Source organism: Bradyrhizobium sp. 35 (genome assembly GCF_023073215.1).
GTDB lineage: Bacteria > Pseudomonadota > Alphaproteobacteria > Rhizobiales > Xanthobacteraceae > Bradyrhizobium > Bradyrhizobium canariense_D.
In genome coordinates this window covers 129,830-149,401 of the sequence record NZ_JADPJC010000050.1, presented here as the reverse complement: position 1 = coordinate 149,401, position 19,572 = coordinate 129,830, and the positions used below count along the sequence as shown (strand labels likewise).

Genomic DNA, 19,572 nt, shown 5'->3' with positions numbered 1-19,572 from the left:
TCACACTCGCGTTTGACGCCGTCGTCGCATCTCTTCGTGGCGCTTGCTGCTCTTCACTTTTCTGGATCGCGATATACGAAAGTATCAAATGACTCGCGTCCTGCATTCGGAGGACACGGGAGCTCGGCTCATCACAATGCATTGAGATCGCGGCACGTATCGGCGAGCCTTGTGAAATGGATCACACGGCGTCGTCACCGCCATTCGTTCGATGCGCGAATGGAACGGCAAAGCCGGTGGCGATCTTGACCAAGTCGGCCTGCCTGCCGGTGCCGGTCTTCTCGAACAGGCGACCGAGATGCGTCTTCACCGTCGTTTCGGCGATGCCGAGCTTTGCCGCAATGTCGGGAACACCGCCAATCTCGATGATGGCCATTAAAACGCGCAGTTCGGACGGTGTCAGCCTGAAGGCCGCCGCAATCGCATCAGCCGCGAGCCATGTCGCCGCCGATGCCTTCTGAACGAACAGCACCGTGGCTGCAGCATCTCGCGATGGAGTGCGACAGCGCTTCAAGGGAAAGGCGTGGAGCAGATAGTGCTGTCCATCAACTGATGTCGCAAGCTCGATCTGGCGGCGGGCAGCGGAACGAGTTTCGCTGCCTGAATCGATTTCGCACAGGCCGCGAATATTTTATCAGTCTGGGTGTTGCGGGCCACGATCCGGTCGCCGACCATTGCGAGCAGGCTGGCATCGGCGAACAGCCCGCGGCATGCTGCGTTGGCATGCACGACGCGGCCATCTGCGTCGAGCAGGCAGATCGCCGTGCTCAGCCCATCCAAGACCTCGGCAAGGTCGTCCACGGTATGCGAGCGTGCCCTGATCTGTCGGCCCATGATCCTGGAGCGCTGAAGGTGCGGAGCCAGCAGCCGCATGCGCTCACGCATCGGCTCGTCAACCATTCCGCGCGACCGGTGGCGCAACACCTGCAGGATTGTGGTGCGCGTGTCCGACTTCTCGAGGGCAACGGTTGCAAGGTCTATCGCTCCTTGCGGTTCCACCCACTCGCGATAGAAGCTCGTTGCCAGAAAATCCGCCTGAGGCATGATGTCGGCTACGCCGATCGTCTGCTCCGCCGCGAGCGTAAAATGGCGATCGAGTAGAGGGTCCAGCTCCACATATCGGTCGCGATAAAGCTGGCGGAAGCGGGATTCGGTGCCAAAATGCTCGTGGATCTCGATCGAGAGCCTGGCTCTGTCCCTGGACAGGATGGTCGCGGCACATCCGCCGACGAAATGCGAAACCTGTTCCAGCACCCCGCTGCGCAGTGCGGGATCGACCGCGGCGTCGTAGATCTCGCCGACAAGGGACGAGAATCGATTTGCGTGGAGGATTGTCATCGGCCGGACGACGCAATCTGCGTATGGCTCGGGCGTGCGAGAAAGATCGCGATCCGGGGACTGGCGAAGGAGACGGGCCGTTCAATGGCCGCCTTCGACTGGGAGAAAACGTTGCAACGAAATGCTGGAATATCGAACATCGTCCTTGCGTAACGTCAACCGCAGGATGCGGCTTGGACGTTTTCGCCAAAGACTAGGATAAATGCGAACAGCGCGCGGACTGTGTGCGATGAGTCACGCGTGCGATGCGTCAGGCAGCGCGCGCACCGCAGAACCCTGTCGCCACCGATCCCGCCGGCCTCGCATTCGGCTCCGGCAGTTTACTTGCGATTCTCCTCGCAGAATTTCAATGCCGCCAGCGCTTCACCGGCACGCGGCACCTGCATCTCGATGCTGTCGTCGTCATCGTCCTCGAAATCGAGCGAGAGACGCTTGGCCTTGGACAGCCGGTCCACCATGGACTGCTCGTATTCGAAGATGCCGCGCACGGTAGTTTTGTCCATGACCTCCCACTTCGCCTTCTTCATGATATCGGCGTCGTCGGTGCCGACATCGGCCCGGAGGATCTCGCCGACCTTGTCCCACTCCCAACCGTCATAGATCATCACGATCACGATCGCCTTCTCGGAATAGGTGATGACGATGACGTAGTCCCGGTTCTCGTCTTCCTTGTCCTTGTAGCCGCGGCTCGCATTGCAATGCGCGTCCTGCATACGCTTTTCGATGGTCCAGTCGCCGACCTTGGATTGTTGCGCCTGCACCGGTCCTGCGGTCAAAGCGACTGCGCTCAAGGCGCCTGCCAGGAGCCCGGCGGCGAGAAGATATCGTTTCATGTCAGCCTCCAGCGTGTTCCCCGGACTGAGATGACCACCTCTGCCGGTGACCCGCAAGGGCTTCAGGCGGTTCGCCGCGGCACGATCGCGATCGGGGTGAAGGTGTAAACCTCCTCGCCGTTCTGATTGAACATCGTCCATTTCACCAGTGCGATGCCCTGCGGCTTCGACTTCGATGGCGTCAGGCTCATGACCTCCCCGACCAGATGCAGGCGGTCGCCGGGCCGCACCGGGATGGTCCAGCGCAGCCCGTCGACGCCGGCACCGATCAGCGGATGCGGGCCGAAGGGACGGGTCTGGATCGCGAGGCTCATGGCAATCGCGGCGGTGTGCCATCCCGAGGCAGCGAGACCCCTGAACAGGGTCTGCTTGGCGGCTTCGTGGTCGAGATGCATCGGCTGCGGATCGAACTCGGCCGCGAACCGCTTGATGTCGGCCTCGGTGACGTGAACTTCGGGGGATTTGAACTGCATTCCAATGGTGAGATCGTCGAACCACTCGACCTGCGCCATGATTTCGCCTCGCAATGTGATGCGCCGCCCCGCGGCTAATGGGATTGAGCAAGAGCGGGATGTAGCGGCTCCGCAGCGCACAAACCAGCCCGGGGTTCCCCAAGAAACCCGTTTCCAGATGCGACGAAACACGCCTGAAACAGATGGTCGGTTATCTCGTTGTCAAAAGCATACAGGGACGGCCACGATGCAATTCTTCCTCAACCTGATCTGGGATTATTCCTGCTGTCAGCACCTCGTCGCCCTGCCGCCGCAGGAGGACGAACTATGATCGAGCTGATCTCGGCCTTGCTCGCGCTTTGCAGCGTCGGCGTCTTTGCAGCGCACGCGGTGGATGCCTATCGCTCCACCCATTACTGATAGCCCACGCCCTAGAACGGCCGCCGGTAGAAGTGCTCCGAATGCGTCGCTGGCGGAAACCTGTTGGCGAGCGCGAGAGCTCCCCTTTCGTCGGTTTCGAGCGCGATCTTCTGTGCGAGCATCACGTCGCCGGGAACGAGAAAGCCTGACGGGACGAAGCACCACCCCATCGTCGCATTTCCGGCCTCGTCGATCTCATGGACGTTGGCGGCGGTGCCATAATGGATGCGATAGGTCTTGCCGGTATCGCCGCCGACGACATCGAAATACCGGTGCTGCTCGAATTGGGCGCGCTGCGCCGGTGACAGCCATTCGGCCAGGAGCCGGCGACCGCGAGCATCCGGCGTGTTCTCGCCGAAGAAGCGCCGATAGAGTTCGCGGAGCGCATGCAGACGCGCACGCGCCGGCCCACGGAGCCAAACTGCCGCGATCATGAGCAGCTCAGATCAACCGCCAACCAGGCGGGGATAGAACAGCGTTTCCTGCGCGGTCGGGTCAAACGATCGGATCCGGGTGACTTCGCCAGGTCCGGTTCGCAGCGCGGCGGTGAAGCCCGCTCCGGTCAGCTCCCGAAAGCGCCGCTCGGCTCGCGCCAGCGCTTCGGCATTGCCAGGATCAAACTCGTGGCGCGTGTCGCCAGTCTGGTCCATCACGATCTGGGTTGCCATGTTGAGTCTCCTCATGCCCAGCCCTGTTCGATCAAAGCAAACCTCGTGCCGTCGGTTCCAGTTGGCAACAACTTTCTCTTGCCGGCGCATCACGCCTTGCTGAGCAGGAGCGTTCTCAAGCGAAGTGGATGCCGGTTCGCATAAAGCAAACGCGGCAAAACCAAGAAGCTTGAGCCCCTTCGAAACGCGGCTCTGGTCAGCGCGAGGCGGCCGTACCTCCGCCCTCGTCGATCTGCCGTCCCATCAGGGCGATCGCTTTCTGATAAACGCCGGCGGCATTCCAGGCTTCGATGGCAGCGAAATTCGGCTCGCCCGGCTGGTAACCCGCTCCTGCACGCCAGCCATAGGCCTTGAGGAAATTCGCCGTCGAGTTCAGCGCATTGGCGGCAACTTCGAGATTGCCGGTGCCGTAGGCCAGGATGTTCTTGGGCATGAACTGGGTCTGACCGACTTCGCCGTGCATCGAGCCGCGGGTTGCCCCCGACAGCGTGCCGCGATCGATCAGCTTCAGCGCCGCATAGAGCTGCTCAGTGAAGAATTCGGGACGGCGGCAGTCATAGGCGAGCGTCGCGATCGAAGAGAGCATGTTCTGGTTGCCGCGCTGGCTGCCGAACCCGGTCTCCATGCCCCAGATCGCGATCAGCGGCCCCGGCGGGACGCCATAGCGCTGCTGGATCGAGGTGAACAAGGCGGCTTGCGACTGCTTGAGCTGGCGACCCTTGGCAACGATGGTGGTGGCGCCGCGCTTGGCGAGGAACTGGTCGAGCGTCAGCGAGAAGCTGCGCTGGCCACGGTCGGCCGCGATGGTGGCACTGGCGTAATTGGTCTGCATCAGCGCCGAGAGCGCAGTCTGGCCGACGCCCTTGCCCTGCGCCTCCGCGCTGAACTCGCGCTTCCAGGCCTCGAAGCCGGCCGACGAACTGCCGCATTGCGCGGCGTGGGCGGCGGGCGCCAGGCAGCCGAGCAGCGTCATCGCCCCAAAAACCGCCGCAGCTACAGTTCTGCCCCTGATCATGTCCGACGTCCTCTCCCTGGGTGATCCAATGCCCGAGCTTACCCGGACGAAGGCGCCGACTCCATGGCGTGATCATACGACAGTTCCAGTCCATCCAAATTGCCCTCCTGGCGCCACTTGTCCAGCAGCCGCAGGAATGCCACCGGCCCGCGCCAATACTGGCTATTTCTCGCCGCGATCGGATCGAACACGCCTTCATTGTTGTAATAGCCGGGCGTGCATTCGGCGAGATAGGTCTGGCGGCCGAGCGCAGCTTTGACCACCTCCTCGACCCAGGCGTTCTCGGCATCGAGCGTCGGCTCCAGCGTCCGGGCTTTGCGCTTGCGCGCCTCGGCTATCACATAGGCGATGTGCTGCGACTGCTCGTCGATGATGTGCGGGAAGTTGGCGCTCTGGCCGGCCTGCACCATGACGATCAGGAAGCAATTCGGGAAGCCGCGACTGTAGAAGCCGTGCAGCGTCTTGACGCCATCGCGCCAGCGCGCCGACAGGCTCACGCCGTCACGGCCGTAGACCTCAAAGCCCATGCGGCGGGCGTAGTCGGTGCCGACCTCGAAGCCGCTGGCATAGATCAGGCAGTCGAGCTCATAAGCCCTGCCGTCGACCACGACCGCGTTCTCGGTGATGCGCTCGACGCCCTGTCCCCTGGTGTCGACGAGATGCACGTTGGGACGATTGAAGGTGTCGAGATATTCGTCGTGGAAACACGGCCGTTTGCAGAATGCCTTGTACCAGGGTTTCAACGCCGAAGCCGTCGCCTCATCCTTGACGATCGCATCGACGCGCGCTCGGATCTCTTCCATCTTGCGATAATCGGCCTGCTCGATGACCTTGAGCGCCTCCTCGATCGAAGTCACCGGCTGCGGCTGGCGGCGCGGCGCCAGCAGGATCTCGCCGAGCAGGCCGGTCCAGCCGTCCTGCACCAGATCCTGTTCGAATGGCTCGCCCGAGATCACGGCGGTGAAATTGTCCATGCGTTCGCGCTGCCAGCCGGGCCTGAGCCCCTGCGCCCAGCTCTGATCCGTCGGGCGGTCGTCGCGCACGCCGATCGCCGACGGCGTACGCTGGAAGACGTAGAGCTCCTTGGCCGAGCGGCCGAGATGCGGCACACATTGCACGGCGGTGGCCCCGGTGCCGATGATACCGACGCGTTTGTCGCCAAGACCACTAAGATCACCTTCGGCCGTGCCGCCGGTGTAGGCGTAATCCCAGCGGCTGGTGTGGAAGCTGTGTCCCTTGAAGCTTTCGATACCGGGAATGCCCGGCAGCTTCGGACGGCTCAGCGGGCCGCCAGCAAGGATGACGAAGCGCGCGCGGATGCAATCACCGCGATCTGTCTCGACCAGCCAGCGTGCCTCCTGCTCCCGCCATTCCATGTGGGTGATGACGGTCTGAAACAGCGCGCGCTCATAGAGGCCGAAATGACGGCCGATGCGGCGCGAATGCTCGTAGATCTCGGGGGCTCGCGCATATTTGCGCACCGGCATGTAGCCGGTCTCTTCCAGCAACGGCAGGTAGATGTAGCTCTCGGTATCGCAGGCCGCACCGGGGTAGCGATTCCAGTACCAGGTGCCGCCGAAATCGGCGGCCTTTTCCACAACGCGGAAATCATCGATGCCGGCCGCGCGCAGTCGCGCGCCGCACAGAAGGCCGCCGAAGCCGCCGCCCACGATCAGCACCTCGGTCTGTTCGCTGACGGCCTCGCGGGCAAATCCGGAATTGGCCCAGGGATCGTCGAGATAGCGCCCGAACTCGCCGGTCACTTCGACATATTGCGCCTTGCCTTCGGCGCGCAGGCGGCGATCGCGCTCGTCGCGATAGCGCGCTCGGAGCGCGGCAATGTCGATTGTAGATTCGCCGGCTGCGCCGGTCTTGTGTCTTTGCGCTGACATCCGTTTCCTCCCCCGGCGGACACTGCTTCGCCGGCAGCTAGCATCACTTAGCCCTGAAAAAGTGACGCATGCAATCGCGTCTCTCGCTTTTTGCGGGAACGTGGAGTGGCGTTCCGCTAACCTCAAGCGCACATCACAAGCGTACGTCATGCAACGACATGGCGGTCCGGAGGAGACGATGCAGGGATTGATGATGGACATGCCGCTCCTGATCAGCGGCCTGATCCAGTATGCCGCCGACTATCACGGCGAGGCTGAGGTCGTCGCGCGCGAGATCGAAGGCGACATCCATCGCTACACCTATGCCGACGCCCACCCGCGCATCAAGCGCATGGCGTTGGCGCTCAAGAGGCTCGGCATGATGTCCGGTGACCGCGTCGGCACGCTGGCCTGGAATACGCACCGGCATTTCGAGATGTTCTACGCCGCGCCGGGCATGGGATATGTGCTGCACACCATCAACCCGCGGCTGTTTCCCGAACAACTCGTCTACATCGTCAATCATGCCGAGGACCGCCTGCTGTTCATCGACCGCGCCACGCTGCCGATCGTGGAGACGATCGCGCCGCAGCTGAGATCGATCGAAGCCTATGTCGTGATGTGCTCGCGCGAGCGGATGCCGCAGACCAAGCTTGCCAACGTTCATTGCTACGAGGACCTGCTGGAGAACGAGCACGACACCGGCTTCGCCTGGCCGGAATTCGACGAAAAATCGGCATCCACGATCTGCTACACCTCGGGCACGACAGGCAATCCCAAGGGCGTGATCTATTCGCATCGCGCCGCGATCCTGCAGACCATGGTCTCCTGCAATTTCGACTTCCTGCCCGGGCACCTGGAAGGCGTGCGCGAGGTGATGATGCCGATGGCCCCGCTGTTCCACGGCAACGGCTGGAACATGCCGTTCACCGCGCCCTATACCGGCTCGAAGCTGGTGCTGCCCGGCCGCAATTACGAGCCCGACAAGCTCTACGAGCTGCTCGAAGGCGAGAAGGTGACGCTGTCCGCGGGCGTGCCGAGCTTCTGGCTGATCCTGCTCGACTGGCTCGGGCGGACCGGCAACAGGTTCTCGACACTTCGTGCAACATTGTCGTCGGGCTCGGCACCCCCGCGCGCGATGGTCGAGAGGCTCAAGCGCGAGTATGACATCGACTACGTCCAGGCCTGGGGCATGACCGAAGCCTTGGGCTGCTCGATGCCGGGCTTGCGGCCGGGCTCCGAGCATCTTGAGGACAAGGAGAAGTTCGACCGCCGCCAGGTGTCCGGCCGCGCCTGTTTCGGCACCGCCTTGCGCATCGTCGATGACGGCGGCAACGAGCTGCCGCGCGACGGCAAGAGCGTCGGCCATCTGCGCGCGCGGGGACCGTGGGTTGCGTCCGGCTACATGAAACTCGAAGAAGGCCTGGACCGCGACGGCTGGCTGATCACCGGAGACATGGCCGTGATCGACCCCCAGGGCCACGTCACGCTGACCGATCGCTCCAAGGACGTCATCAAGTCCGGCGGCGAATGGATCTCCTCGATCCAGCTCGAGGACGTCGCCCTGTCTCACCCTGATGTGCTGCAAGCCGCCGTGGTCGCGATCAATCATGAGAAATGGCAGGAGCGGCCTCTGCTCCTCGTCGTCCGCAAGAAGGGCGCGACCGTCGACGGCAAGACGCTGCTCGAGCACATGCGCCCGAAGATCGCGAGCTGGTGGATGCCCGACGCCGTTGAGTTCATGGACGAGTTCCCGATGACCGGCACCGGCAAGGTGCTCAAATCAGCGTTGCGCGAGAAATTTAAAGGGTATCGCGTCGCCTGAGCCGATTGCGCCCGGCCTGTCCATCGACCAAGGAGACAAAGATGCTCTACCCGATGTCGCCCAAAGTCGTCGAGCTCAAGCGCAGGCTCGACAGTTTCATGGACCGGCACATCTATCCGAACGAGGAACGCTTTTATCGCGAGGCGGAGGAGCTGGGGCCTTGGAAGGTCTATCCGGTCGTCGAGGAGCTGAAGCCGCTGGCACGTGCCGAAGGCCTCTGGAATCTGTTCCTGCCGGACTCCGGCCACGGTGCCGGCCTGACCAATCTCGAATATGCCCCGCTCTGCGAGGTCATGGGCCGCTCGCATCTCGCACCCGAAGTCTTCAACTGTTCGGCGCCCGACACGGGCAACATGGAGGTGCTGGAGCGCTATGGCACGAAGGAGGACAAGGAGCGCTGGCTGAAGCCGCTCCTCGCAGGCGAAATCCGCTCCTGCTTCGCCATGACCGAGCCTGCCGTCGCCTCTTCCGATGCGACCAACATCGAAAGCTCGATCGTTCGCGAGGGCGACCATTACGTCATCAACGGCCGCAAATGGTACACCACCAATGCGACCGACCCGCGCTGCAAGATCTGCATCTTCATGGGCAAGACCGATCCCGACAATGCTGACCGCCACAAGCAGCAATCCATGATCCTGGTGCCGATGGACACTGCGGGCGTCGAGGTCAAGCGCCCCCTGCCCGTGTTCGGCTTCTATGGTGTGCCCGACCGTGCCTCTGAGGTCGTCTTCACCGATGTGCGCGTGCCCAAAGAGAACATGCTGCTCGGCGAGGGCCGCGGCTTCGAGATCGCGCAGGGACGCCTCGGCCCGGGGCGCATCCACCATTGCATGCGGCTGATCGGGCTCTCCGAGCGCACGCTGGAGAAGATGTGCCGGAGGGTGCGCAGCCGCATCGCCTTCGGCAAGCCGGTCTCCGAGCAGACGGTGACGCAGGAACGCATTGCAGAAGCCCGGATCATGATCGAGCAGGCGCGGCTGCTGACGCTCAACGCCGCCTACGCGATGGACACCGTCGGCAACAAGGTGGCGAAAGCGGAGATCGCGATGATCAAGGTCGCCGTGCCCAACATGGCCTGCCAGATCATCGACTGGGCGATCCAGGCCCACGGCGGCGGCGGCACGTCGAACGATTTCGGATTAGCCCAGGCCTATGCGACCGCGCGCTTGCTGCGGCTTGCGGATGGGCCGGACGAGGTGCACAGGAACCAGATCGCGCGGTTCGAGCTGAAGAAATATTCGAATGCGTAGGACGAAGCATTCCGCTCGTGCGGCTCGCTCTCTTTCCTTCTCCCCTTGCGGGAGAAGGTGGCGCGAAGCGCCGGATGAGGGGTCTGCTTCCGCGGAGACAAACCCCTCACCCCAGTGAGTCTGCATCAACCAGCGGAGCTGCCCTCTCCCGCAAGGGGCGAGGGCACGCTGACACGCAGCCCGATTACAACCAGCGCCGTGGCGCCCTCACTCAATTCACCACGTACACATCGGGATCGAAGCTGGAGCTCGGCTTCTTGAAGGCGTTGCGCAAGGCGCCCGACATCGGGACGTTGTAGTTGAGGCCGTTCGGCGGAGTCGGCGATTCCAGCCACTTCTTGTAGAGGACCTCGATCTCCTGGCTGGCGTACAGCTCCGCAGTCGCGCGATCGGCGAGCGCCTTGAATGGAGCGTCCTCTCGCCGCAACATGATCCCGTAAGGCTCGGGCTTCGAGAACGTCTCCTCACTGATCATGAAGAGCTGTGGTTCCTTCGAGCGCGCGATCGCCACCGCGAGCTGCACGTCGTCGAGCGCGTAGGCCTGGGCGCGATCGGTTTCCAGCAGCAGGAAGGCTTCGGCCTGGTCCTTGGCCGGCATCACATTGATGCCCAGATTGCGCTCGGTGTTGACCTTGGCGAGCTGTGTCAGGTTGACCGAGCCGGCCACCGCCGTCACCGCTCTGCCCTTGAGATCGTCGATGGTGTTGATCTTTGCGGCTTTCTTGGCCGCAAATCGCGTTGCGCTGAGGAAGTGCGTGTTGGTGAAGGCGACCTGCTTCTGGCGATCGGCATTGTTGGTGGTCGCCGAGCAATGCAGGTCGAGCGTCCCGTTGACCATTAGCGGAATCCGGTTCGACGACGTCACGGCGAGGGTGTCGACGGCGATGTCGGGCATACCGAGCTGCTTCTTCACGGCATCCACGATCCTGAGGCAGATATCCATGGCAAAGCCGACCGGCTTCTGGTTGCCGTCGAGATAGCTGAACGGGACCGAGGCCTCCTGGTAGCCCAGCGTGATCTTCTTGGTCTCTTTGACCTTCTGAAGCGTACCCGACAGGTCTTCGGCGGAGGCGGCAGTTGCAAGGCATGTGAGGGCCAGGACAACGGTGGGTAAACGCATCGGGAACTCCTCGAGGAGGCTTGCGCCCCCATGCCGGGCGCAGCAATCGCACCGTTGATAGCGCAGGCGCGCGGCAGCCGCCACACGAGCTTGCATCTATCAGGTATCGCGGCTTGCGATATGGTGGACCGGCCTTTTGTCCCCCTGGAGTCGGGGCGCTCAAGCGCCAAGATGGCTGTTACGCGTCGATGCCGCGCTGGACCAGGATCCGCTCGGCGCTGTCGTTCCAGACGTCCATCTTGGTGATCTGGCCATTCCGCACCACGAAGCGGTCGACATAGCGGTTGCCCTCGAACGCGGACCCATCCATCCATTCGCCGTAGAGCGTGCCGACGCTATAGACCACGGTCTCGCCGTCGCCGGGGCAGACGTCGAAACGGTCCATCTTCTTCTTGACCCAGCGGTAGCGCTTGGCGTTGAAAGCGGTCGGGCCGCGCGGATGATCGAACTCGCGCCCACCGGTAAAGGTGATCACCGTGCCCGGCGCCATATAGGCAGCCGCGGCGTCCGGATCGGGGATCATCGACGCCGTGAGATAGGCTTCCACGATCTCGGCGTCGGACGACGGACCGGCTTCGGCTTTTGCGGCAGCGGACATGGCTCATTCTCCAGGGCTTGCGGAATACTAACGCCGCTCTCGGGGAATACGTGCATATATTTTGAACATTTCCGTCGCTACACTGCCGACAATCTGGAGCCGCCAAACGCGGCCGAATGCACTAAATTCCTTCCGCAAGAGCCATGACCGCCCAATCCGCCTTTGACCTTATCTTTCGCAACGCCTTGCTGCGTGGTGCCGCCGACCCGATGGACATCGGCGTCACGCGCGGCCGGATCACCGCCATCGAACCGACGCTCGCTTGCGAGGCCGCCGAAGTCGATGTCGGCGGACGCCTCGCCCTGCCCGGCTTCGTCGACAGCCACATCCATCTCGACAAGGCCTGCCTGCTCGGCCGCTGCGGGCATGATCACGGCAGCGTCTCCGAAGCGATCCGCGCCGTCTCCGAGATGAAGAAGGGTTTCTCGGTCGAGGACGTCTACGCGCGCGGCGCCCGGGTACTCGAACGTGCTATCGTCCACGGCACCACGCGCATGCGAACCCACGTCGAGATCGATCCCCGCATCGGATTGCGCGGCTTCGAGGCGGTGAAGGCGCTGAAGCGTGACTATGCCTGGGCGATCGACCTGTCGCTCTGTGTCTTTCCGCAGGAAGGCCTCACCAACGATCCCGGCAGCGAGGAGCTTCTGATCCAGGCGCTGCGCGATGGTGGGGAGGTGATCGGCGGCTGCCCCTACACGGACACCGACCCGAACGCCCATCTCGCACGCATCTTCGACCTCGCCGAGGCGTTCGACCTGGACGTCGATCTCCATCTCGATTTCGATCTCGATCCCTCCTGGTGGCACCTCGACGAGGTCTGCCGGCAGACCGAGCGGCGCAACTATGGGGGGCGCGTGGCAATCGGCCACGCCACGAAACTCTCCGTACTGCCACCGGAGCGGCTGAGGGCCGCCACCGCGCAGCTGGCCAAGGCTGGCGTTGCCGTCACCGTGCTGCCGGCAACCGATCTGTACCTGATGGGGCGCGAAGCGACCCACAACGCGCCACGCGGGCTGACGCTCGCCCACAAGCTCGCCGCCGACGGCGTGCTGTGCTCGATCGCGACCAACAACGTGCTCAATCCCTTCACGCCGTTCGGCGATGCCTCACTGCTGCGAATGGCGAATTTCTACGCCAACGTCGCGCATGCCTCGGTGAACGACTTCGATACCTGCCTTGATCTCGTGACCGAGCTGCCGGCGCGGCTGATGAACCTTGGGGATTACGGCATCAAGGTCGGAAACCCCGCCGATCTCATCGTGCTCGATACGCAAGACAGCCGCTTCGCCGTCGCCGAGCTGCCGGATGTCGTAATGGGCTTCAAGAGCGGCCGGCAGACTTTTGCGCGGCAACGGCCCACTGTGTTCCGCCCCGGCTCCTGAGCCGCTCTGGACGCATATCTGCATTGAAGCGGGGCGAATTGCCGCGTTATTTCCGTTAGATGTTACCGTCGATCGCTCTCATATTCCGAATCCGGTAGAATACCGGATAGTCGATCCGCGCTGATTGCCGATAGCTGAGCGTATTGCCAGTCCCGCGGTGCCGTTCAAAGCAGAACCTGCACTGAAGTCTGCATTCAACGGGAAAGCATCGACATGTTCAGCGCATTCAGCAGCATCGACCATCGCACCATTCGAGCGAGAACGCCCGGCGATGCCGCTATAAAACGGCTCGACGGCATCGGGCATGTCCTGTCAAACCTCGATCTGGCGAGCATCCGGACCCAAGATGACTTGACGCGCATGCTCCTGACGCTCGACACCGCCGACAAGTGCATTCGGGTGATCCGCGCGGAATTCCGGACCCAAGTCGCGAACGATCGGCTGGCCCGCAAGTCCGAAGACCTGATGGCGTTGATCGAACACGTCCGCGACGAACTCACTGGCTCTCGCACGGCGAAGTCCTGAGCAGGAGCCGCCCTATTTCTCGCGATTGATCTTCGCCAGGATTCGGTCCGCCTCGATGCGCCAGTCAGCGTTGCGAGCGAACTCCTTGGTACCCTTCGTTCCGAACAGGCCCTCGTCGGCGAGGTCCGCCACCCAGGCCTGCCGCTCGGCGGTGCCCTGCGCGGACCACGGCGTCAGCCCCGCTTCACGCACGGTCTCGGCGACCTCGCGTACTTCCTCGGCGCGGCGGCGGCCATGCTCGATCACACGCTGGAAGCAATAAGCACCCTGCTTCTCCCAATCGATCGTGGGAAAGGTTTCCGCCAGTGAAGCCAGCACCGCATCCTCGACGCCATGGGAGCGCGCGGTGGTGAAGCTTTCGATGACCATGGCCTCCAGCCCCTTGATCATGATGCTGCGACACATCTTCACCGCCGATGAAACACCGAGCTTGTCGCTCGCAACCTTGGCCGCAAAACCCATCGCGTTCAAAAGCGGCTCCAGCTCCCTGGCCCCGGGACCGCCGAGCAGCAGCGGCACCTTGATGCGATAAGGCGGCACCGACGTCATAACCGCGCCCTCGACATAACGTCCGGCGGCGCCATCAATCAGCGCGGCAGCGCGCTGCTTGGCGGCGGGAGACGCCGAATTGAAATCCAGGAACCAGGTGCCCTGATTGATCGCGGCCGCGCAGGCCTTTGCCACCGGCACGGCCTGGCTCGCGGTGACCGCGGAGATGATGAAATCGGACTTGGCGGTCAGCTCGGCGTGCGAGGCTGCGAGCCCCACACCGACTTTTTCAGCATGCTCGTGCAGCGAACCACCCTGCTCGCCCGCGAGCTTGATGTCAAAGGCTGTGACCTTGATGTCCTGCTGGCGCAAATCCTCGGCCAGAATCCTGCCGACCTCGCCATAACCGACCAGCCCGACCTGCCATCGCTTGGGATCGCCCGCCATCAGTTCAGTCCTCGCGTTGTTGCGTCGAACAGGTCCTCAACCGCATAGCGGCGCGGGATCAGCGCCTGCTGGAACGCGTAGTCGACGATCAACTCCAGCGACCTTCTGTTCGCTTCGATTCCGAACGGAACCAGGTCCGGCGTTGCCGCAGGCCCCGCCTGCGCCTTATTTTGCTTGAGGAGATCATAAATGCCCGAAACTACGTCAGGACGCGATTTCGCTAGCTGCTCGGTCACGACCACGAGATGGTTGACCGGCACGACGCCGCGGCGCGCGTACCATATGGCGGCTTCCGCGGCCGGATCGGGGAACAGCGGCCTCAGCTTGGGATCGTTCGAGGCCTCACCAAGGACGACGTCGAGCTCGCCGTCGAGCAGCATCTGAAGTATCTTCTTGTGCTTCGGCGCGCGCTCGGTGGTGTCGACATATTCGGCGACATGCGGGTCTTCGAACGTGACCCAGCGGATCTTGTCGAGGTTGACGCCGTAGTCGTTGGCGAGGATGCCCCTGATCCAGGCGCCGGTCGTAGTCGTGAACGAACGGATGCCGACGCGCTTGCCTTCGAGATCGGACGGCCCGAGGGTTCCCTGCGCAGGACTATAGAGCGCGTAGGAATGCTGGAAGCGGCCGAGCATTGTGGCAGGCAGCAGCACCAAGGGCTTGCCTTGCGCCTTTGCCATCAGATAGGTGACGATCGCCATCTCGCAGACGTCGAACGCTTGCTCGCGCACCATCGGTTTGAACGCAGTGTTGGTCGGCGTGTATTCGATGAAGTCGAGGTCGAAGCGGTTGGAGCGGAGCTCGCCGCTCTTCACCGCCTGGACATGGGGGTGACTGCCGAGCACGGCCTTCAGCTTGAGACGATCCATCGGCCCACTCCGCTGATTGTTTTAGACGTCCTCGGGATTGTCGACATAGACGAGCCCGGCCTTCGCCAAGGCCTCGCGCATGCTGTACATGTCGAGGCCCAGCTCGCCCGAAGCCAGCCGCTTGCGTTTGCCGCCTTCGTCCGCGTTGCGCTTCCTCGCCTTCTCGGCGACCTCGGCCGCGTAGCGCTTCGGCACCGCCACGACGCCGTCGTCATCGGCCACGATGATGTCGCCGGGATCGACGTTGACGCCGGCGCAGACCACGGGGACATTGACCGAGCCGAGCGTCGCCTTCACCGTGCCCTTGGCCGAGACCGCGCGCGACCACACCGGAAAGTTCATCTCGTGCAGTGCCCTGATGTCGCGGCAGCCGGCATCGATGATCAATCCCTGCACGCCGCGCGCCTGCAGCGAGGTTGCGAGCAGCTCGCCAAACATGCCGTCGGTGTTGTCGGTGGTGCAGCCCACGACGAGGATGTCGCCCTTCCTGCACTGCTCGACCGCGACATGGATCATCCAGTTGTCGCCGGGCTGCGCCAGCACGGTGACGGCAGGGCCGGCGATCGCCGCGCCGGCCCAGACCGGCCGCAGATACGGCTTCATCAGTCCGAGCCGATCATAGGCCTCGTGCACGGTCGAGACGCCGTACTCCGCCATCCCAGCGGGATCGGCACGCTTGATGTTGCGAACGACGACCGGCTTCATGCCAGCTCCTCCGCAACCGTCGGAAACAGCCGCTGATAGGCCTCGCCATAGGTCATGGACACGCCGGTGTTGCGGCTGCCCTGGATGCCGCGGTTGAGCGCGACGCGCTCGTAATATCCCCACAGGTGCTTCTGCGCGGCGAGGATCTGGAACGCCTCGTACTTCTCCTTCCAGACCTCGTCGATCTTGAGGAGCAGGTCCGGCTTGTAGTTGCATTGCTCCGGCTGGTGCGGCTCGAACAAAAACACCGGCGGGGCCGAATATTTGTACTGCGCGCCGGGCTTGTGGCCCATCGCCTGCGCGACCACGCGGGTTTCCTGCGCGAAATGCGCCGCGTTCGGATGGTCGAAATTATAGGGATCCTCCAGCGCATGCGTCAGCACGAAGCTCGGATTGAGCTCGCGGTAGACGTCGACCATGCGGTCGAAATGCGCCTCGGCGAGCTTCAGCGGATAGTCGCCGCAATCGAAGAACTCGATCTCGGCGCCGAGCAGCTTGGCCGCCCGCTCCGCCTCGTCCTTGCGGCCGGCCTTGACCGATTCCAGCGTCGCACCCTTCTCCTTCCAGGCGAACTGGCTCTCGCCGCGCTCGCCGAAAGACAAGCAGACGATCTTCATGCGGTAGCCCTTCTTCGCATGCAGCGCGATGGCGCCGCCGGCGCGCCAGACGAAATCGCCCGGATGAGCTGTGATCACGAGACCTGTTTTCATGGGACAAACTCCCCTCTTCTGTTCGTCAACGTCATAAATTTATCAAGCCGCGACAGCGGATTTCTCGCCGTCGAGCACGCGCCTCAGGCGGTCGGCATCGAGTGCGCCTTCCCATTTGGCAATCGCGATGGTCGCGACCGCGTTCCCGATCAGATTGGTTGGCGTCAGCCCCTGCGACATCAGGCGGTGGATGCCGAGCACGAGCGCCACGCTCGTCACCGGAATGCTGCCGGTGGCGGACAAGGTTGCCGCCAGCACGACGAAGGCGGCGCCCGCGATTCCCGCCGCCCTTGGAGGTCACGAGCAGGATCAGAAGCAGCTCGATCTGCTCGGCTAGCCCAAACGGCGTGTTGGTCGCCTGTGCCAGGAACACCGAGGCGGCGGCAAGGTAGAGGCAGGTGCCGTCGAGATTGAAGGAATAGCCGGTCGGGATCACCAGCCCAACGACGCTGCGCTCGCAGCCGGCCTGCTCCAGCTTGGTTAGCATCCGCGGCAGCACCGTCTCGGACGATGTCGTGGCGATGCAGATCAAGAGCTCTTCCCAGATGTAGCGGATCAGCTTGAGCAGCGAGAAGCCACACAGACGCGCGACCGGGCCGAGCGCCACGATGATGAAGATCACGCAGGTGAGATAAAAGCCGCCGAGGAGCTTGCCCAGCGAGGCCAGCGAGCCGACGCCGAACTTGCCGACCGTGAAGGCGATGGCGCCGAAGGCGCCGATCGGCGCAGCCCACATCATGAATCCGACGATGGTGAATACCATCTTGGCGGCGATGTCGATGAGATGGACCAGCGGCGCGGCGCGCTCGCCGAGCTGCACCAGCGCAAATCCGCACAGTACGGCGATGAAGAGCACCTGGAGGATGTTGCCCTCGGCAAAGGCGCCGATGAACGTCGCGGGCACGATGTTCATCAGGAACGGTACAAAGCCGATCACGCCCGTCTGCTTGACATAGGGCTCGATCGCGCTGGCATTGATGCTGGCGGGATCGATGTTCATGCCGACGCCGGGCTTGAGCAAGTTCACCGCAATGAGACCGATGATCAGCGCGATCGTGGTCATGATCTCGAAATAGACGATCGCCTTGACGGCGACGCGCCCGACACGGGCCATATCGGCCATATGCGCGATGCCATGGACGACCGTGCAGAAGATGATCGGCGCGATCAGCATCCGGATCGCCTTGATGAAGGCGTCGCCAAGCGGCTGCATCCTGGCGCCCCCCTCGGGATTGACGATCCCAAGCGCGATTCCGGCCGCCATGGCGATCAGCACCTGGATCCAGAGCTCCTTCCACCAGGCGCGGCCGTGCGGCTTGTCGATCGCGAGCGCCGTCATTGGTCGAACTCGAACAGCCGCGCTGGATTATCGACGAGGATCTTCTGCTGATACTCCGGCTCCGGCGCGAACAGCGGGATCAGGTCGACGAGATCGCCGTCGTTCGGCATCGCCTTGACATTGGGATGCGGCCAATCGGTGCCCCAGATGACGCGGTCGGGCGCCGTCTCGACAATTTTTCGCGCGAACGGCACGGCGTCGGTGAACGGCGGACCGGCCGATGACACCCGCTCCGAGCCGCAGATCTTGACCCAGCATTTCTCGTCGCGCTGCATCAGCTCGACCAGGATCTTGAACGGCAGCTGGTCGAGCCCTTCGGACGCCTTCACCCGTCCCATATGGTCTATGGTGTAGCTCAGCGGCAGCCTTATCAGCGTGTCGGCATGTTCAGGCAGGTCGATCGCATCGAAATGCAGATCAATATGCCAGCCGAGCGGTGCGACCAGCGCGACGATGCGGTCGAACACCTGCTTGTCCGGGACCCCGCCGAGATGGCGGACGAAATTGAAGCGGCAGCCGCGGAAGCCGCCCTCATGCAGCACGCGAAGCTCGCGCTCGGTGATGGTGTCGTCGATATTGGCAACCGCGCGATAGGCCCCGTTGCTCTGCGCGATGGCGTCAAGCGCCACCGTGTTGTCGGTGCCATGCACACTCGCATTGACGATGACGGCACGTCCAACGCCGAGCTTGGCATGCAGCGCGCGGAAATCCTCGAGCGGCGCATCCGGCGGCGTGTAGGAACGCTCCGGCGCGTAAGGGTATTTCGCGCCGGGCCCGAAGATGTGGCAATGCGCATCGCAAGACAGGTTCGGCAGTCTGAACTTCGGCGTGCGCGTGTCCGGATCGGGCGGCGGAATGGTCGGCGTGTACATCATTGCCATCGGATAAACCGCCGAACCAGATCGTGTCTTCAAGTCTTGCTGCTGACGACCGGCCGTCGCCGTGCTGGCGCCTGATCCAGCGCCGGCGCCTGGAACGCGGCCACGGTGGCTTGCACCAATTGCTCGATGGCACTTGCGGCATCGCTGCCGTCGGCCTCGCCGCGCGACAGGCGCGAGACGCGATCCGGCGTCACCAGCGAATAATAGAGTGCGCCAAGCAGGAAGTGGCTGCGCCAGACGATATCGGTGCGCGGAACGTGCGGCAGGCTTTCGTGAACAGCATCGATGAAGGCGTGGCTGGTGTCGTCAAAAGTCTGTGCGATGATCTTTCGCGCGACTTCATTGCCCTCCGCGGACATCACCGCGCGCAGCCGCGTGAACCGCGCCCCGCCCCCGGCAAGATCACTGCCCGAGGTGAAGGCCGGCACGACATAGGCCCGCACCACCGCTTCGAGCCGGTCCTGGAGATCGCGCACGCGCTTGGCGGCCGCGAGCAGCTCGGAACGGCGCAAATTCATTGGCCCGCAATGGCGCCGGTAGATCTCCAGCAGCAGGCCGTCCTTGGTCTTGAAATGATAGGTGACGCTGCCGGGATTGGCGCCGGCGGCCTGTGCGATATCGCGCACCGACACGGCGTTGAAGCCGTTGGTGGCGAACAGCTCCTCGGCCGCGGCGAGGATCGCCTCGCGCATGTTCGGCTTGCGGGCCGTTTCCTTGCTGGCGGGGTTGCGGATCATGTGATTTGTACTATCGTACAAAAGATCAGGTCTCGTCAACAAAAACCATGGATGACACCCGGAAAGGCCGAGAGACCGCCGCTGGGTGCAAA

The 19,572-nt window shown here is 63.3% G+C and carries 18 protein-coding genes and 2 pseudogenes; 4 read left to right on the top strand and 16 right to left on the bottom strand.

The features are described 5' to 3' along the window. Positions 1-181: 181 nt before the first annotated feature. The 7 genes and pseudogenes from IVB36_RS08885 to IVB36_RS08855 all read right to left on the bottom strand — a co-directional run bounded on the left by IVB36_RS08885 (position 182) and on the right by IVB36_RS08855 (position 6,618). Positions 182-1,338, bottom strand: a pseudogene (locus tag IVB36_RS08885) (LuxR C-terminal-related transcriptional regulator). Between the two features lie 320 nt (positions 1,339-1,658). Continuing rightward, positions 1,659-2,171, bottom strand: a complete 513-nt coding sequence (locus IVB36_RS08880; RefSeq protein ID WP_247391260.1) for a hypothetical protein — start codon at positions 2,169-2,171, stop codon at positions 1,659-1,661. Positions 2,172-2,233: 62 nt separating this feature from the next. After that, positions 2,234-2,683, bottom strand: a complete 450-nt coding sequence (locus tag IVB36_RS08875; RefSeq protein WP_018459282.1) for a MaoC family dehydratase — start codon at positions 2,681-2,683, stop codon at positions 2,234-2,236. A 371-nt stretch (positions 2,684-3,054) separates the two neighbouring features. Further along, positions 3,055-3,477 (bottom strand): hypothetical protein, encoded by a 423-nt coding sequence (locus IVB36_RS08870; protein WP_018459285.1) that lies wholly within the window; start codon positions 3,475-3,477, stop codon positions 3,055-3,057. A 12-nt stretch (positions 3,478-3,489) separates the two neighbouring features. After that, on the bottom strand, positions 3,490-3,711 hold the full coding sequence (locus IVB36_RS08865; protein WP_007592399.1) for a hypothetical protein: 222 nt from the start codon (positions 3,709-3,711) through the stop codon (positions 3,490-3,492). A gap of 196 nt (positions 3,712-3,907) precedes the next feature. After that, the gene (locus IVB36_RS08860) at positions 3,908-4,726 is read right to left on the bottom strand and encodes a lytic murein transglycosylase (protein WP_247391257.1); all 819 of its coding nucleotides are present in this window, start codon (positions 4,724-4,726) and stop codon (positions 3,908-3,910) included. Between the two features lie 38 nt (positions 4,727-4,764). Continuing rightward, complete coding sequence (locus IVB36_RS08855; protein WP_247391255.1) at positions 4,765-6,618, bottom strand: NAD(P)/FAD-dependent oxidoreductase; 1,854 nt, start codon at positions 6,616-6,618, stop codon at positions 4,765-4,767. Between the two features lie 178 nt (positions 6,619-6,796). Here IVB36_RS08855 and IVB36_RS08850 point away from each other — a divergent pair, with 178 nt between their 5' ends. After that, positions 6,797-8,422: a long-chain fatty acid--CoA ligase gene (locus tag IVB36_RS08850; RefSeq protein ID WP_247391441.1), complete on the top strand. Its 1,626-nt coding sequence runs from the start codon at positions 6,797-6,799 to the stop codon at positions 8,420-8,422. A gap of 41 nt (positions 8,423-8,463) precedes the next feature. Then, positions 8,464-9,675, top strand: a complete 1,212-nt coding sequence (locus tag IVB36_RS08845) for an acyl-CoA dehydrogenase family protein (protein WP_247391254.1) — start codon at positions 8,464-8,466, stop codon at positions 9,673-9,675. Between the two features lie 211 nt (positions 9,676-9,886). On the opposite strand, the gene IVB36_RS08840 is transcribed toward IVB36_RS08845, so the two are convergent. Together IVB36_RS08840 and IVB36_RS08835 are read right to left on the bottom strand one after the other, a co-directional pair. After that, a complete protein-coding gene (locus tag IVB36_RS08840) occupies positions 9,887-10,795 on the bottom strand; it encodes an amino acid ABC transporter substrate-binding protein (protein WP_085352769.1) in 909 nt (302 codons plus the stop codon). Between the two features lie 178 nt (positions 10,796-10,973). Continuing rightward, positions 10,974-11,393 carry a nuclear transport factor 2 family protein gene (locus IVB36_RS08835; protein WP_018459291.1) on the bottom strand — a complete coding sequence of 140 codons (420 nt, stop codon included), beginning with the start codon at positions 11,391-11,393 and terminating at the stop codon, positions 10,974-10,976. A gap of 143 nt (positions 11,394-11,536) precedes the next feature. Here IVB36_RS08835 and IVB36_RS08830 point away from each other — a divergent pair, with 143 nt between their 5' ends. Both IVB36_RS08830 and IVB36_RS08825 read left to right on the top strand, forming a co-directional pair. Then, entirely contained in the window at positions 11,537-12,778 is a 1,242-nt protein-coding gene (locus IVB36_RS08830; protein WP_085352768.1) for an amidohydrolase family protein, read from the top strand. A 213-nt stretch (positions 12,779-12,991) separates the two neighbouring features. Beyond that, complete coding sequence (locus IVB36_RS08825; RefSeq protein ID WP_247391253.1) at positions 12,992-13,303, top strand: hypothetical protein; 312 nt, start codon at positions 12,992-12,994, stop codon at positions 13,301-13,303. 12 nt (positions 13,304-13,315) lie between these two features. On the opposite strand, the gene IVB36_RS08820 is transcribed toward IVB36_RS08825, so the two are convergent. The 7 genes and pseudogenes from IVB36_RS08820 to IVB36_RS08790 form a co-directional block, all read right to left on the bottom strand. Beyond that, entirely contained in the window at positions 13,316-14,239 is a 924-nt protein-coding gene (locus IVB36_RS08820) for an NAD(P)-dependent oxidoreductase (protein ID WP_247391252.1), read from the bottom strand. Beyond that, entirely contained in the window at positions 14,239-15,108 is an 870-nt protein-coding gene (locus IVB36_RS08815) for an ABC transporter substrate-binding protein (protein WP_018459295.1), read from the bottom strand. The genes IVB36_RS08820 and IVB36_RS08815 overlap by 1 nt, the downstream gene beginning before the upstream one ends. A 21-nt stretch (positions 15,109-15,129) precedes the next feature. After that, positions 15,130-15,813 (bottom strand): 4-carboxy-4-hydroxy-2-oxoadipate aldolase/oxaloacetate decarboxylase, encoded by a 684-nt coding sequence (locus tag IVB36_RS08810; protein WP_247391251.1) that lies wholly within the window; start codon positions 15,811-15,813, stop codon positions 15,130-15,132. After that, the gene (locus IVB36_RS08805; RefSeq protein ID WP_085395881.1) at positions 15,810-16,523 is read right to left on the bottom strand and encodes a PIG-L deacetylase family protein; all 714 of its coding nucleotides are present in this window, start codon (positions 16,521-16,523) and stop codon (positions 15,810-15,812) included. The genes IVB36_RS08810 and IVB36_RS08805 overlap by 4 nt, the downstream gene beginning before the upstream one ends. Positions 16,524-16,565: 42 nt before the next feature. Beyond that, positions 16,566-17,862 (bottom strand): annotated as a pseudogene (gene dctA / locus IVB36_RS08800) (C4-dicarboxylate transporter DctA). Then, on the bottom strand, positions 17,859-18,743 hold the full coding sequence (locus IVB36_RS08795) for an amidohydrolase family protein (protein ID WP_247297685.1): 885 nt from the start codon (positions 18,741-18,743) through the stop codon (positions 17,859-17,861). The pseudogene dctA and the gene IVB36_RS08795 overlap by 4 nt, the downstream one beginning before the upstream one ends. Positions 18,744-18,772: 29 nt before the next feature. Further along, positions 18,773-19,480, bottom strand: a complete 708-nt coding sequence (locus tag IVB36_RS08790) for a TetR family transcriptional regulator (protein WP_085385611.1) — start codon at positions 19,478-19,480, stop codon at positions 18,773-18,775. Between the last annotated feature and the right edge of the window lie 92 nt (positions 19,481-19,572).